The organism is Streptomyces sp. NPDC048370, from assembly GCF_043200825.1.
Lineage (GTDB): Bacteria > Actinomycetota > Actinomycetes > Streptomycetales > Streptomycetaceae > Streptomyces.
This window is the reverse complement of sequence record NZ_JBICYI010000001.1, coordinates 72675-88544: the sequence shown is the minus strand read 5'-3', so window position 1 is coordinate 88544 and position 15870 is coordinate 72675. Positions and strand designations below refer to the sequence as shown.

Below are 15870 nucleotides of genomic sequence, written 5' to 3'. Positions count from 1 at the left end.
CCGTACCGCTACGGACGCCTTACGTCCCCGCCCCCGCCGTGCCCCGCAGCGAGGACGCGCGGGCGATGACCCGGGGCTCCGGAACCGTCGTCACGAGCGCGCCGGTGCCGGTGCCCGTGTCCCCGCCCGCGCGGTCGTCGTCCCCGTGGCCCTCGCTCGCGCGGTCCTCGCTCCCGCGCAGCCGGCCCAGGAGCAGCGTCACCGCGTCGGCCGCCGCCCGGTCCAGGTGCAGGTCGACGGCGGTCAGGGGCGGTTCGCAGGTCCTGGCGCGCAGACCGTCGTACCGTGTGACGACCATGACGTCGTCCGGTACGGCGCGGCCGCTGTCCCGGACCGCCCGGACCGCGCCCACCGCGAAGGCGTCCACCATCGCGCAGACCGCGTCGATCCCGGGGTGCTCGGCGAGCAGGGCCGCACACCGTTCGTACCCGGCCTGCTCCCCGCCCGCCTCGGGCGCGGTCGCCACGAGGGGCTCCCAGCCGTGTTCCTCCGCGACCCGCTCGTAGGCGGCACGCGCGTCCACGGCCGAGTGCCGCTGACCGGAGCCGATGAGCAGGGCGGGCCTGCGGGCCCCCTGTTCGTGCAGGTGGGCGAGGAGCAGCTCGGCGACGAGCCCGCCGCGCAGATCGACGTACGGTACGTCCTCGGCGGGCGACACGGGCCTGCCGAGGGTCACGTATGGCAGCCCACGCTCCTTCAGGGCGGCGACCGCCGGGTCCTCGGCGTCGGGTTCCACGACGATGGCGCCGTCGATGTCGACGGAGTAGAGCGCGGACCCGGACTGCACGGGCGGTACGAGCACCAGCGCGTAGTCGTGCAGGAGGGCGCTCTCGGCGGCCGCGGCCGCGACCTCCATGTAGAACCCGAGCCGGGACGGTCCGCCCGCCACCGCGAACGGCATGGAGGAGGCGAGCGCGATGGCCTTCGCCTCCCCGCGCCGCAGCCGCTGGGCCCGCAGGTTGGGCCGGTATCCGAGTTCCGATGCGACCTGCTTGATGCGTTCACGGGTCCGGGGGTCGACCTTGCCGAGCCCGTTGAGGGCGTGCGAGACCGTCGTACGCGACACACCGGCGACCCTGGCGACGTCGGCGATCGTCGGCGGCCTCGTACCGGGACCGGAACCGGTGGTGGACATCAGGACGGACGCTCCTCGCGTGCTGAGGACGGGGTGACACCACCATCTTCGCCGACCGAGGCGCCGCGGTGGCGACCCGGCCCGAGCTCCCGGCTGTCGCCCGGCCGTCGACCGGCTGTCGACCGGCCGTCGATCGGGCGGCGGCGGGCCGGGAGCCCCTCCGTCAGAAGATGCGCTGCCCGGGAGTGAGGATGCCGTCGGGGTCGTAGCGGTGGCGGGCGGCCCGGAACTCGGGCCAGAAGGCGCCGAAGTGGTGGACCCAGTCCTCCGTGGTGAGCGGGACGGAACCGATCGGGTACCAGCGGCCGCCCGCCTCGACCGTGGCGTCGTACTGGACGCGGTTCGCGGCGACCATCTCCTCGGCGGAGTCCGCTCCGGGGGAGGCGGTCTTGAGGAGGGAGAAGAGGTACGCGAGCTCCTCGTCCGGCATGACCGGGAGCGGGGTGCGGCACTTGGCGGTGAGGATCGGGTACAGCAGGATGACCGCGCTCGCCCCGAGGGAGCCGGACTTCAGACCGGCGAGCGTCTCCATGACGACGTCGTTCACCGTGGACGCGGGGAGCAGGCTGTCGTACCAGGGGTGCGGCCGCGCCCACTCGCCCAGGGACTTGAACAACTCCATCGTCGGGGCGATCCGGTTGAGGAAGTCGAAGTAGTCGACGTCCTGGACCTCTGCCGAGGTGTGCCCAAGGTCGTCCGTGAGCCGGGCGTCGTCGGCGGCCGACGCGTCGTAGGCGGCGGCCTCGATGAAGTACGTCCAGCCGTCCGGGGTGAGCCTGGCCTGACCGATGAGGTAGTCGAACCGGCCTTCCCTGATCAGCTCGGCCTCCCGCGCGGTGAGCGCGGCGACACTCGGGTACGTCAGGACGTAGAACCGTACGGAGCGGGGCGCGGGGACCAGCGCGAGGGTGGCGCGGGTGATGATCGCGCACTGACCGAGGCCGCCGAGGACGGCCCGGAACAGGTCCGGACGCTCGGTGGGTGAACAGGTCGTGAGTTCGCCCTCGCCGGTGACCACCTCCAGTTCGAGGACGTTGTCGACCTGCGTGCCGTGGTGACCGATCTGCCCGCCGAGGCCTCCTGCGGACAGCGTGCCGCCCACGGACAGTTCCAGATAGTCGGTGAAGGCCGGCGGGGTGAGGCCCAGGGGCAGGGACGCCCTGACCACGGCGCTCCACCGTGCGCCGCTCCGCACGACGGCGGTGTTGTCCCGGATCTCGACGGAATCGAGGGAGCCGAGGTCGATGACGAGTCCGGCCGGCACCTGGGCCTGACCGTTGGTGGAGTGCCCCTGACCGCGCCCGGCGACCTTGACCCCGCGCTCCCCGCAGTAGCGGACCATCGTGGCCACGTCCTCGGCCGAGCCGGGTCTGAGGACGGCGGCGGGCGACTGACGGACCATGCGCCCGAAGTCGCCGGATGCCGCTTCCAGGGTGGCGCCGTCGAAGCGCAGCTCCCCGTCCAGGGCGGGAACCGCGTCGAAGACGGCGGCCGGGTCCGACTGCGGGATGGGAACGGGGGGAGGCGTCACGCCGGCTCCAGATCGATTCGGGTACAGGAGTCGCCTCCGACCCTCGTGCGCGGTCGGTGGCGCCGTGTGCCGACACGCGGCACGGGTCTCGGACCCCCGTGCCCGTCGCCTCCACACTTCCTGCGCATTATGATCATTTGGCCGTCGAATCGTCCACCGATTATCCCAACTCGGCGCCCCGGTCGTGGCGTTCCCCTCGCCGCGCCCGAACCGTCGGGTCGCCGTCAGGCGTCCCTGGAGCCCGCGAGGGAGTTCCGGGGGAAGGGGACTCCCGTCAGCTGTTCGGAGGCCTCCCGCAGGCGCTGGGCCGACGCGAGGTCGCGGGCCCCGCCATGCCGGGGTGCGCTGCGGTCGCCGGCGCCGGGGAGTCGGCCTCGGTGAGCCGGCGCTGCAGCTCCGAGGTGACCAGCAGGTTGGCGAACTCGGACTGCGCGTAGACGGCCATCGCGCGGTCGAGCAGTTCCTGCGCGGCGTCCGCCCTCTGTCCTAGGGGCGCTTGAAGGATCGCCCGCGCCTGGTCCCGCGGCCTCGTCGCGCCGGGCAGGTGACAAATCGATCCGCCAACCGGAGCGATCAACTGCCTGGGGAATTAAGCCTGGTTGAGACGATCTTCGGGGGTGCGCACGGGGGGTGCGTGGATCACTGCCACCGGCGCGCGCGACACCGTGCGCCGGTCGGGGCCCGTTGCGGAACGTAGTCACACAAATTCATACTGTCATCAAGCTCCCCGGTGCCTCCCTCTCCCGTCGGGGAGCGCTCCCGTGTGTCACCCGCAGCGAAGTCGTCCTCATGAAGTGGAGTGCCATGCCCCGGTTCTCGGCGCGCGATGTCCTGGCCGTGACCGCTCAGCCGGTCCTGCTGCTCGCGGTCGCCGCCGTCTTCTTCCTCACCGAAGGACGCGGATGGGAGCCCGGGCGGGCCGTGTTGCTGTTCCAGTTCACGGTGCTCGGCTATCTCGTGCTGCTGGAGTTCCTCATCCCGTACGACCGTTCCTGGCAGCCCGACCGCCGGGAGTGGGGGTGGTACGGCGTGTACTACCTCCTCACCGCCCTCGGCGGCGCCCTGGGGCAGAACCTCGTCCTGTACGCCGTGGGCAAGGTCGCGAGCGGGGATCCCTGGCTGCCCTTGTGGGTCGAGATACCCGTGGCCCTGCTCCTGGGCTCGCTCGCGAGCTACGCGGTGCACCGCGCGGGGCACTCCTACGCCTGGCTCTGGCGACTGCACGGCGTCCACCACGTCCCCACGAAGGTCAACGCCGGCAACAATGGGGTGAACCACGTCCTCGACGTCGTCATCTCCCAGGGCTTCGTCCAACTGGCCCTGGCCCTGGTCGGGTTCTCCGAGCGGGCGGTGTTCGCGGTCGGTCTCTTCGTCGTGGCCCAGGGGTACTTCGTGCACGCCAACATCCGCGTACGGCTCGGACGGCTCAACCACGTCCTCTCCGGGCCCGAGCAGCACCGGCTGCACCACAGCACCGACCTCTCCGAAGCCGGGCACTACGCCTCCGACCTGTCCGTCTGGGACCGGGTGTTCGGCACGTTCACCTGGCGTCCCGGCCGTGAACCGGAGTCCGTCGGCCTGACCGACCCGGGCTCCTTCCCCGACACCGGCGCCGTCCTGGCCACACTCGTCCACCCCTGGCGACGCTCCGCCGGCTGACGGCTCCGAACGCCCGAACCTCAGCTCCGTACCTCGGACCCGAACCTCAGCTCCGTACCTCGGACCCGGACCTCGGACCTCCCCGGGCCGCTGTCTGCCCGCGTCCGCGCTCACGTCTGTCCCCGCGTCCGCGCCCTGTGCCGTCTCGCTCCGTCCCACTGCCCTCGTCTCGTCTCGTCTCGCCTTGTCCTGTCTCTTCTTCTTCTCTCGCTACGCGAATCAAGGGACCGCTCATGCCTGAATCGCTTCGCCATGCCCATGTCGCCTCGGCCGCCCTCCCCACGCGCGCCGAGAAGATCGCGATCATCGGGATCGGTTGCCGCTTCCCCGGCGGCGCGAACGACCACCGCGGCTTCTGGCGCAACCTGGTCGACGGGAAGGACTGCATCACGCCCACGCCGCTCGACCGCTACGACGTCGCCTCACTGGGCAGCCGTGACAAGTCCAAACCCGGTCGGCTCGTCGGCGGGCGCGGCGGGTACATCGACGGCTTCGACGAGTTCGACCCCGAGTTCTTCGGGATCAGCCCCCGCGAGGCGCACTCCATGGACCCGCAGCAGCGCAAGCTCCTGGAGGTGAGCTGGGAGGCCTTGGAGGACGGCGGACAGAAGCCGGCCGAACTCGCGGGGCGGGACGTCGGCGTGTTCGTCGGCGCGTTCACCCTCGACTACAAGATCCTGCAATTCGCCGATCTGCGCTTCGACACCCTCGGCGCGCACACCGCGACCGGCACGATGATGACGATGGTGTCGAACCGGCTCTCGCACTGCTTCGACTTCCGGGGGCCCAGCCTCTCCGTCGACTCCGCGTGCAGCTCCTCCCTCGTCGCCGTCCACCTCGCCTGCGAGAGCCTGCGGCGCGGCGAGAGCTCGCTCGCCCTGGCCGGTGGCACGCTGCTGCATCTGACGCCGCAGTACACGATCGCCGAGACGAAGGGCGGCTTCCTCTCCCCGGAGGGCCGTTCCCGTACGTTCGACGCCGAGGCGAACGGCTACGTCCGTGCCGAGGGCGTCGGGATCGTCGTCCTCAAGCGGCTCTCGGACGCGGTACGCGACGGGGACCGGATCCACGCCGTCGTCACGGAGACCGGCGTCAACCAGGACGGCCGCACCAACGGCATCACCGTCCCCAGCGCCGACGCCCAGGTCGCCCTGATCGAGCAGGTCTGCGCACGGGCCGGCATCACGCCCGGCGACCTCCAGTACGTGGAGGCCCACGGCACCTCCACGCCCGTCGGCGACCCCGTGGAGGCGGGTGCGCTGGCCCGGGTCCTCGCCATCGGGCGCAAGGCGGGCGACGCCTGCTACGTCGGATCGGTCAAGACGAACATCGGGCACACCGAGTCCGCCGCCGGCATCGCCGGGCTCATCAAGACCGCGCTCAGCCTCAAGCACCGGCTCATCCCGCCCCACATCAACCTGGAGCGGATCAACCCCGCCATCGACCTCGCTGCCGCGCCGTACGAGATCCCCGACCGGCTCACCCCCTGGCCGGTGCACGACGGACCCGCCCGCGCCGGGGTCAACTCCTTCGGCTTCGGCGGCACCAACGCCCACGTCCTGCTCGAAGCGCCGCCCCTGCCCGTCGCCACCGGCACCCCGGAGGAGGCACGCTCCGAAGCCGAGTGCCCGGTTCTCCGGTCCTCCTCCGCCGAGAGCCCCGCGCCCGTGCCCTCCGTGCTGCCGCTCAGCACGCGCGACGCCGCCGTCCTGCCCGCGCTCGCCGAGGCGGTCCGCGCGGAACTGGCCGCCCCGGACGAGGGCGCGCCCCTCCCGGACCTGGCGTACTCCCTCGCCCACCGCCGTCAGCAGCACGACGTCCGGCTGGCCGCCGTGTACGCCTCGCCCGAGGAGCTCGACGAGGCTCTCGCCGCGTTCGGCCGGGGCGAGGAACACCCCCGGGTGCTGCGCGGCAGGCGGCGCGAGGGCCGACAGGCCGAACCCGTCTGGGTGTTCACCGGCATGGGCCCTCAATGGTGGGCCATGGGGCGCCAGTTGTTCGCGACCCGGCCCGTCTACCGCGAGGCCGTCGAGGCCGTCGACCGGGAGATCGCCGCACAGGCCGGCTGGTCCCTCGTGGCCGAGTTGAACGCGGCCGAGGGCGTCTCGCGCATGGCGGAGACCTGGCTGGCCCAGCCCGCCAACTTCGCCGTCCAGGTGGGCCTGGCCGCGCTCTGGCGCGCCCACGGAGTCCACCCCGCCGCCGTCGTCGGCCACAGCACGGGCGAGGTCGCGGCGTTCTACGAGGCGGGGGTGTACAGCCTCCGCGACGCCGTACGGATCGTCCTGCACCGCAGCCGCCTCCAGCACCGCCTCGCCGGCGCGGGCACCATGCTCGCCGTGGGCCTGCCCGAGGAGGAGGCGCTGCGCCGGGCCGCGCCCTTCGGCGACCGGCTCTCCGTCGCCGCCGTGAACAGCCCGGGCGCCCTGACCCTGGCCGGCGAGGAGGCCGCGCTCACCGCGTACGCCACCGCCCTGCGCGCCGACGGCGTCTTCGCGAAGCTCCTCGACGTACAAGTGCCGTACCACTCCGTCGCGATGGAGGCGGTCAAGGACGAACTGCTCGCCGAACTCGCCGACATCGAGCCCCGCCCCGCCCGCCTTCCGCTCTACCTGACGGGACGGGAAGGCCGGGCCGAAGGGCCGGAGCTGGACGCGGAGTACTGGTGGCACAACGTGCGCGACACCGTGCGCTTCCGCGAGGCCGTCGACGCGCTCGCCGCCGACGGATACCGCACCTTCCTGGAGATCGGACCCCACCCGGTGCTCGGCCACTCCATCAGGGAGTGCTTCGACCACACGGCCCACACGGCCCAGGTGGCCCAGTCCGCCCAGTCGGCCCACGTGCAGCACACGGCTGCCCACACCCCGTACGAGGCCGTCACCCTGCCCTCCGTCCGCCGCGCCGAGGACGAGGCCCTCCGCTTCACGACCTCCCTCGCCGCGCTCCACACCCTCGGCTGCCCGGTCGACTGGCACGCGCTCCACCCACGGGGCCGGTCCGTACCCCTGCCGCGCTATCCCTGGCGGCGCGACCGCTACTGGGTCGAACCCGAGCCGGTCGCGCAGGTACGCCTCGGCCGGCAGGACCACCCCCTGCTCGGCCGGCGCCTCGCCACCGCCGAGCCCACCTGGGAGGTGGAGCTCGACGTCGAGTCGCAGCCCTACCTCGCCGACCACCGCATCCAGGGGCGCACGCTGTTCCCCGCCGCCGGATACATCGAGATGGCCACCCAGGCCGTCCGGGCGGTGACCGGTGCAGAGGACGTCGTGCTCGGCGACATCGAACTGCGCAAGGCCCTCTTCCTGCCCGACGACGCTCCCAAGGCCGTCCAACTGTCGCTCTCCGCCCAGTCCGCCGCGTTCACGGTCGCGACCGGCGGCGGCGACACCACCACCGTGCACGCCTGCGGAGTCGTACGCGGCGGAGCACCCGCCACACGGCGTACGTCGCCGGCGGACCTGGAGGCGATCCGGAAGCTCGGGGAGCAGCTCCTCGACTCCGCCGCCTGCTACGAGACCCTCGGCGCGCGCGGCTACCACTACGGACCCGCGTTCCAGGGCATCGCCGAGGTGTGGCGGGGGCGCGGGCAGCACGGACAGGGCGAGGCGCTCGCGCTGATCCGGCCGCCCGGGTCCGTCGGCGGCGGCGCGGCGGGCCACCAGCTGCACCCGGTTCTCCTCGACGCCTGCTTCCAGGCCCTGCTGGTGGCCGGGCTCCCGGACCGAGGCACGTCCGGTGACACATCCGGTACGGGCATCCTGCTGCCGCTCTCCATCGACGAGGTGCGGACGACGCCGATCGGTGACCGTCCCCTGTGGGCGCACGCCACGATCACCCGGCGGGCGGACGACGAACTCGTCGGCGACATCGCCCTCTACACGGAGGGTGGCGAACGCGTCGGCCACGTCCACGGCTTCCGTGCCGCCGACGTCGAGCAGGCCTCGGCGACGGTCGGACTCGCCACGATCGACGGCTGGCTCGCCGAACTCGACTGGACCGAGGCGCCGTTGCCGGAGGGCGAGACGCAGGCCCCCGGCAGCTGGCTGCTGTTCGCCGACCGGTGCGGGGGAGTGGCGGACGCCCTGGAGCGGCTCGTCACCGCGCGCGGCGAGGCCTGCCACCTCGTCCGGCCCGGTGACGCGTACTCCTTCGGCTCGGACGACGGGACGTGCTCCGAGGTCGTGCCCGGGAGCGCCGACGACCTGCGGCGGCTCCTCGCCGACCTGACCGCGCGCGACGGGCGTCCCGTCGGTGCGGTCGTGCACCTGTGGAACCTGGACCTCCCCGCGCTGGACGCCTCCTCCCGCGAGCACCTCGACCGGCACAGCGCCCTCGGCGCCTACTCCGTCGTCGCGCTCGCGCAGGCCCTACGGGACGACCCCGGACAGCTCGCCGCGCCCGCGGCCCTGCATCTGGTCACCAGGGGCGCCCAGGCGGCGGCCCCCGACGACCCGGTCGAGCCCCTCGGAGCCCCGGTCTGGGGCATCGGCCGCGTCCTGCGTCACCAGGAACTGACCGCCCACCAGGGCAAGTTGATCGACCTGGAGGCCGTGGGGGAGGGAACCGGCCCGGACCCCGAAGCCGAAGCCCACGCCCTCCTCCGCGAGGTCCTCGCCCCGCCCGCCCCCGACCGCACCGAGGACGAGGTCGCCCTGCGGGCGGGCCGTCGTCTCGTCAGCGGCCTCGTCCGGCCCGAGGGCCTCACCCGCCCCCTGCCGCCCCGGCTCCGCCCGGACGGCGCCTATCTGGTGACCGGGGCCTTCGGCGCCCTCGGCCGGCTGCTCTGCCGCTACCTCGTCCGCCAGGGCGCCCGGCACCTGATCCTGGTGGGCCGTACCGAGCTGCCCGACCGCGCCACCTGGCGGACCCTCGCCCCGGACAGCCCGGCCGGCTCGGGAGCGCGTTTCGTCAAGGAGCTCGAGGCACTCGGAGCCCACCCCGTCCACGCGGCCCTCGACATCGCCGACGAGCCCGCGCTCACCGCGTGGCTGGCCGCGTACTGGGACCAGGACGCCCCTCCCGTACGCGGGGTGTTCCACCTCGCGGGGCACGTACGGGACATCCCGGTCCAGGACATGGACCGCGCCTCCTTCGACGCCGTGCTCGCCCCGAAGGCCGCCGGCGCCTGGCTCCTGCACCACCATCTGCGCGACGAGCCGCTCGACCACTTCGTGCTCTTCTCCTCGGTGGCCGCGCTGCTCACCACCACAGGACAGACCAACTACGCGGCGGGCAACGCGTTCCTCGACGCGCTCGCCCACCACCGCAGGGCCCGCGGTCTGCCCGCGCTCAGCCTGAACTGGGGCCCGTGGGCGACCGGCATGATCGAGGAGCTGAGCCTCGTCGAGCACTACCGCGTGGTCCGGGGCATGAGCTCGCTCTCCCCGGCCGCCGGGACGGCGGTCCTGGAGCGGGTCTTCGGGCAGGACCGGGCGCAGCTGCTCATCGCCACGATCAGCGACTGGAAGACCTTCCTCGCCTGGTACCCGTCCTCGCCCCCGCTGGTCGCGGGCCTGGCCGCCGAGGCCGCCGCGTCCGCCGCCGGATCGACCGGGGCCGACGGACAGGGCGACTACCTCGCCCGGTTCCGTGGCGCCGCCGACGAGGAGGAGCGCACCGGGCTCGTCGCCGCCCACTTCCTCGCCCCCGCCGCGACCGTCCTGCGGGTGGGCGCCGACCGGATCGACCCGGACGCCGGGCTCGGCGAGCTCGGACTCGACTCGCTCCTCGCCATGGAGCTGCGGGCACGGATCCAGGCGGAGACCGGTGTCGCGCTGCCCGTCGTCGCGCTCCTCAGCGGCGCCCCCGTACGGGAGTTGATCGCCCAGCTGTACACCGCCACCGAGGCGCTCGCCGCGCAGGAGACCGGGGCGGAAGGCGCCGGGGTGACCGTCGAGCTGTACGAGGACCCGGGCCGCCACCCCCTCACCCAGAACCAGAAGGCGCTCTGGTTCCTCAAGCAGCTCAACCCCGACGGGTTCGCGTACAACATCGGCGGCGCCGTCGAGGTCCGTACGGTGGTGGAGCCCGAGCTGATGGCGGCGGCCGTCCGCACGCTCGTCGCCCGCCACCCGGTCCTGCGGGCCAACTTCGTCCTGGAGGACGGCCGCCCGGTGCAGACCATCTCCGACTCCATGGAGCCGGACTTCGAGGTCTTCGACGTCGAGGGGCTGCCCTGGGACGAGATCCGCGAGCTGATCGTCGCGGAGTACCGCAAGCCGTACGACCTCGCCCACGACCCGCTGATGCGGTTCCGACTCTTCCGGCGCGGCCCCGACCGCTGGGTCATCATGAAGGCGGTCCACCACATCGTCTCGGACGCCATCTCCACCTTCACCTTCATCGAGGAGCTGCTCGCGCTCTACGAGGGGATGCGCGCCGGGCGACCGGTCGAGCTGCCGCCGGTCCCGGCCCGGTACCTCGACTTCCTCAACCGGCAGAACCGCTTCCTGGCCTCCCCGGACGCCGACCGCATGCTGGAGTACTGGCGCGGCGCCCTGCCCGCCGAGATCCCGCCGCTCGCCCTGCCCACCGACGGGCCGCGGCCGCCGGTGCAGACGCACAACGGCGCCTCCGAGTTCTTCGTCCTCGACGAGGAGCTCAGCGCCCGGGTGCACGCCCTGGCCCGCGAGCACGGCGTCACCGCCTTCATGGTGCTGCTGTGCGCGTACTACCTCCTGCTGCACCGGCACTCCGGGCAGGACGACCTGATCGTCGGCAGCCCGGTGACCGGCCGCACCGACGAGGAGTTCGGCTCCGTCTACGGGTACTTCGTCAACCCGCTGCCGCTGCACGTGAACCTGGCCGGCGACCCGACCGTCGGCGACCTGCTCGGCCAGGTCCGCAGGACCGTCCTCGGCGGGCTCGACCACCAGGAGTACCCCTTCGTGCTGCTCGTCGAGAAGCTGGGCCTCCAGCACGACCCGAGCCGCTCGGCGGTCTTCCAGGCGATGTTCATCCTGCTGGCCCACAAGGTGTCCTCGCAGCAGTACGGCTACCACCTCGACTACATCGAACTCCCCGAGGAGGAAGGGCAGTTCGACGTCACCCTCTCCGCCTACGAGGACGAGGGCGAGCGCCGCTTCCACTGCGTCCTGAAGTACAACACCGACCTGTTCGGGCCCCGGACCGTCCGCCGCCTGGCCGATCACTACCGCACGCTCCTGGACGCCCTGACCCGCGCCCCCGGCGACCGGCCGGTCACCGCGCTCGACATGCTCGGCGCGGTCGAGCGCCACGAGATCCTGCACGGTCCTGCAGCCAGGGGGCCGCTGGTCGCCCAGGACCGTCCCGTCCACCACCTGTTCGCGGAGGCGGCCGCCCGCACCCCGGACGCGGTCGCGGTCACCGTGCCCGCCGCCGGGACCGGGGGAGCGGCGCGCCACCTCACGTACGGCGATCTTGACCGGGCCTCCGGAGCGCTGGCCGGACGGCTCCGGGAGCGCGGGGTCGGCGCCGGTGACGCGGTCGCCGTCTGCCTGCCGAAGTCGCCCGAGCTGATCGTCACGCTCCTCGCGGTCTGGCGCGCCGGGGCCGCCTACCTTCCGCTGGACCCCGGCCATCCGGTCGAACGGCTCGCGGCCATGACGAGCCACACGGCGGTCCGCCTGGTCGTCACCGAACCCGACGGCCCGGAGCGGCTCGCGGCGCTCGACACGGAGTTCCTCACCGACGTCCTCGCGGAGGAGGGCGAGGGTGCGGGCGAGGGCTTCGGCGAGCTGCCGTACGACCCCGACGCGCCCGCGTACGTCATCCACACCTCCGGCTCCACCGGCCGCCCCAAGGCCGTCCGCGTCTCCCACCGCGCCCTCGCGACCGTCTACGGCGCCTGGCGCGAGGAGTACGGCCTCGCCGCCGAGCCCGGCGTCCATCTCCAGCTGGCCGCCGTCTCCTTCGACGTCTTCACCGGCGACCTCGTCCGCGCCCTGTGCTCCGGTGGCCGGCTGGTCCTCGCCGACCGCGACCTGCTGCTCAACACGGCCAGGCTGTACGAGGCGATGACCGCCGAGCGGGTCGACTGCGCCGAGTTCGTGCCCGCCACGGCCCGCGCCCTGATGGTCCACTGCGAGGAGGGCGGTCACCGGCTCGACTTCCTGCGCCTGATGATCGTCGGCTCCGACACGTGGAAGGTCGCCGAGTACGAGCGGCTGCGGCGGCTCTGCGGACCGGAGACCCGTGTCATCAACTCGTACGGTCTGACCGAGGCGACCGTCGACAGCGCCTGCTTCGACGGCCCCACCGACGGTCTCGACCCCAACGGCCCCGTCCCCGTCGGAGCGCCCCTGCCCAACTGCGTCCTGCACGTCCTGGACGCCCGCCACGAGCCCGTCCCGCCTGGAGTCGTCGGCGAACTGTGGGTCGGCGGCCCCGGCCTCGCCCTCGACTACGCGGGCGACCCGGAGCAGACCGCCCGGCGCTTCGTCACCCTCACCCTCGACCAGGGGCCCGACGCGGTCCCCGAGCGGCTCTACCGCACCGGGGACCTCGCCCGCAGGGACGACCGGGGCCGGATCCACCTGCTCGGCCGCGCCGACGCCCAGATCAAGCTGCGCGGCCACCGCGTCGAGCCGGGCGAGATCGAGTCGCTGCTGCTCGAAGTCCCCGGTATCGCCGAGGCGTTCGTGACCGTCCGCGCCGGAGCGACGGGCGAGGCGGCGCTCTGCGCGTACGTCGTCGGGGCACCCGACGGCGCCCAGGCTCCGCCGGACCCGACGAGCCTGCGCCGCCACCTGGCCGCCCAGCTGCCCACGTACCTCATCCCGGCCCATCTCACGGTCCTGGACGCCCTGCCCCTGACCTCGAACGGCAAGGTCGATCCGGCGGCGCTCCCCGCGCCCCTGGCCGAGGCCGCCGAGGAGGACCACGAACCACCCGTGACGCTCTACGAGGAGCGGGTCGCCGCCCATTGGACGGCGGTGCTCGGGATCGAACGGATCGGCCTGCGCACCGACTTCTTCGCCGCCGGCGGCAGCTCCATCACGCTCATCGAACTCATCCACCACCTGCAGAAGGAGTTCGGCATCGCCATCCCGGTCGGCCTGCTCTTCAAGGTCACCACATTGCACGGCATGGCCCACACGGTCGAGTCCATCGTCACCGGCCGGGTCTCCGGCACCCTGGCCCATCTGACCTTCAACGCCGGTGCGGGCCCCGCCCTGTTCTGCTTCCCGCCGGCCGGCGGCCACGGCCTCGTCTACCGTCACTTCGCCGCGCACCTGCCCTCGTACGAGCTGATCGCCTTCAACCACGTCGACGGCGACAAGACCGGCCGCTACGCCGATCTGGTCGAGGAACTCCGGCCCACCGGCCCCTGCTCCCTCCTCGGCTACTCCCTCGGCGGCAACCTCGCCTTCGAGGTCGCCAAGGAGCTGGAACGGCGGGGCCGCGAGGTGTCCCACGTCGTGATCCTGGACTCGTACCGGATCACGGAGGCGTACGGCATCGCCGCCGAGCACGTCGAGGCGTTCGAGCACGAACTCCGCGACCACCTGCGCCGCCACACCGGCTCCGAGACGGTCACCGCGCAGACGCTCCGACAGGCCAGGGACTACCTGGAGTTCTGCGGCAGGACCCCGAACCTGGGGACGGTGACCGCGGCCGTCACCGTGATCGCCGACGAGGCCAAGGCCGAGCTGTACGAGGCGGGGCAGCGCGGCAGTTGGGCCGCCGCCTCCACCACCGGCAACCGGCTCGTGCGCGGCTCCGGGCTGCACGCCGAGATGCTCGACGAGAAGCCGGCGGCACGCAACGCGGCGCTCGCCAGGGCCGCCCTCGACGACGACATCGCCGCCGCCGCACGGGAAGGCGTCACCTTCCTCACCGCCACGTCCGTCACGTCCGTCACGGAGGGGGAGACCGATGTCGCGTGAGAAGAGGGCCGTGTGGGAGCGGCGGGAGACCAGGGCGCCGGGCGAGGCGCCCCGGGTGATCGTCATCGGCGGCGGCATCGGCGGGCTCTCCACCGGTGTGTACGCGCAGATGAGCGGCGCCGAGACGCGGATCTTCGAACGGCACGTGTTGCCAGGGGGCTGCTGCACGGCCTGGTCGCGCCAGGACTACGTCTTCGACTACTGCATCGAGTGGCTCACCGGCACGGGCCGGGGGAACGACGCCGCCCGTCTCTGGCGGGAGTTGGGTGCGCTCGACGGCAAGAGCATCGCGAACTTCGAGATGTTCAACACCGTCACCGACGAGACCGGCCGCTCGGTCACCTTCTACAACGACCCCGACCGGCTCGAAGCGCACCTCCTGGAGCTCTCGCCCGCGGACGCCCGCCCCATCCGGGCGTTCTGCCGGGACCTGCGGCGCTTCACCCGGATCAACCTCTACCCGTTCATGACCCCCTCGCCGCTCCAGTCCCCCCGCGAGCGCCTCGCGACGCTCCGCACGGTCCTGCCCGCCTTCATGCTGCTGTGGCGGACGGCGGTGACGCGGATGGAGACCTTCTGCGAACGGTTCCAGGACCCGCTGCTGCGCCGCGCGTTCCCGTTCATCTTCTTCCAGGACCACGAGGTCTTCCCGCTGCTGCCGTACCTGTTCAACATGGCCAGCGCCTACCACCTCAACGCCGGTTTCCCACAGGGCGGTTCGCTGGGGCTGGCCCGCTCGGTCGAGGACCGCTACACCGGCCTCGGCGGGCGGATCGACTACCGGGCCCGGGTCGAACGGATCCTGGTGGAGAACGATCGCGCGGTCGGTGTCGAACTGCGCGGCGGCGAACGCCACTTCGCCGACCACGTGGTGGCGGCCTGCGACGGCGCCACCACGATCCACGGCCTGCTCGGCGGCCGCTACACCAGCCCACGGGTCGAGCAGCTGTTCGCGCAGATGACGGAGAGCCCGGACGTGCTCTACCCGGGCGTCGTCTCCGCCTTCGTCGGCCTGAAGGACGAGCTGGACCCCGCCGCCCGGCACAGCACCACCTATCTGCTCTCCGACGAGGACAGCAAGGCCCTGCCGGGCGTCCTGCAGAACAGCCTCGTGGTGCAGATGCGCTCCCGCTACTCCGACGGGTTCGCCCCGCCGGGCAAGTCCGTCGTCCACTGCACGTACTTCAGCGACTACGACTCCTGGAAGGAGCTGCGGCGCACCGACCGGCGGGCGTACTGGGCCCGCAAACAGGAGGTCGCCGACTTCGTCCGGGACTTCCTGGAACGGCACCATCCCGGCATCGGCCGGGCCATCGAGGTCGTCGACGTGGCGTCCCCGGTGACGACCGAGCGGTACACCGGCGTGCGCGGCGGCAGCATCCTCGGCTGGAAGTCCTTCACCCCGGCCGACGACGTCATCACCGCCCTGATCAACAAGGACCGGATGCGGCTGCCGGGCCTTGCCGGGCTCTCGCTCGCGGGCCAGTGGTTCGGCGGCGGCAGCCTGATCCGCGCCGCCGCGAGCGGCCGGTTCGTCACCCAGTACCTGTGCCGGGACCTCGGCCTTCAGTTCCGGGCCTGGGAGTCCACCGACACCACCCCGTGGCACCCGGACCGACTCGGCCGACTGCCCCAACTCGAATCCCGCAGGGTCAGGTGACCGCCGTGACGAA

Annotated in this window: 6 protein-coding genes; 3 read left to right on the top strand and 3 right to left on the bottom strand. The window is 72.7% G+C overall.

What is annotated here, in order from left to right; genetic code table 11:
- Positions 1–19: 19 nt before the first annotated feature.
- The 3 genes from ACGFYP_RS00330 to ACGFYP_RS00320 form a co-directional block, all read right to left on the bottom strand.
- Positions 20–1135, bottom strand: coding sequence for a substrate-binding domain-containing protein (locus tag ACGFYP_RS00330; RefSeq protein ID WP_393485046.1), 1116 nt, complete (start codon positions 1133–1135; stop codon positions 20–22).
- Positions 1136–1298: 163 nt separating this feature from the next.
- Positions 1299–2666, bottom strand: coding sequence for an FAD-binding protein (locus tag ACGFYP_RS00325; protein WP_393485045.1), 1368 nt, complete (start codon positions 2664–2666; stop codon positions 1299–1301).
- A gap of 274 nt (positions 2667–2940) precedes the next feature.
- Positions 2941–3111 (bottom strand): hypothetical protein, encoded by a 171-nt coding sequence (locus ACGFYP_RS00320; RefSeq protein ID WP_393485044.1) that lies wholly within the window; start codon positions 3109–3111, stop codon positions 2941–2943.
- Positions 3112–3455: 344 nt separating this feature from the next.
- Between ACGFYP_RS00320 and ACGFYP_RS00315 the strand changes: the two genes are divergently transcribed.
- The 3 genes from ACGFYP_RS00315 to ACGFYP_RS00305 all read left to right on the top strand — a co-directional run bounded on the left by ACGFYP_RS00315 (position 3456) and on the right by ACGFYP_RS00305 (position 15857).
- Positions 3456–4325: a sterol desaturase family protein gene (locus ACGFYP_RS00315; protein ID WP_393485043.1), complete on the top strand. Its 870-nt coding sequence runs from the start codon at positions 3456–3458 to the stop codon at positions 4323–4325.
- Positions 4326–4558: 233 nt separating this feature from the next.
- Positions 4559–14197: an amino acid adenylation domain-containing protein gene (locus tag ACGFYP_RS00310; protein ID WP_393485042.1), complete on the top strand. Its 9639-nt coding sequence runs from the start codon at positions 4559–4561 to the stop codon at positions 14195–14197.
- The gene (locus tag ACGFYP_RS00305) at positions 14187–15857 is read left to right on the top strand and encodes a phytoene desaturase family protein (RefSeq protein ID WP_393485041.1); all 1671 of its coding nucleotides are present in this window, start codon (positions 14187–14189) and stop codon (positions 15855–15857) included. Before ACGFYP_RS00310 ends, ACGFYP_RS00305 begins: the two co-directional genes overlap by 11 nt.
- The last annotated feature ends 13 nt before the right edge of the window (positions 15858–15870 follow it).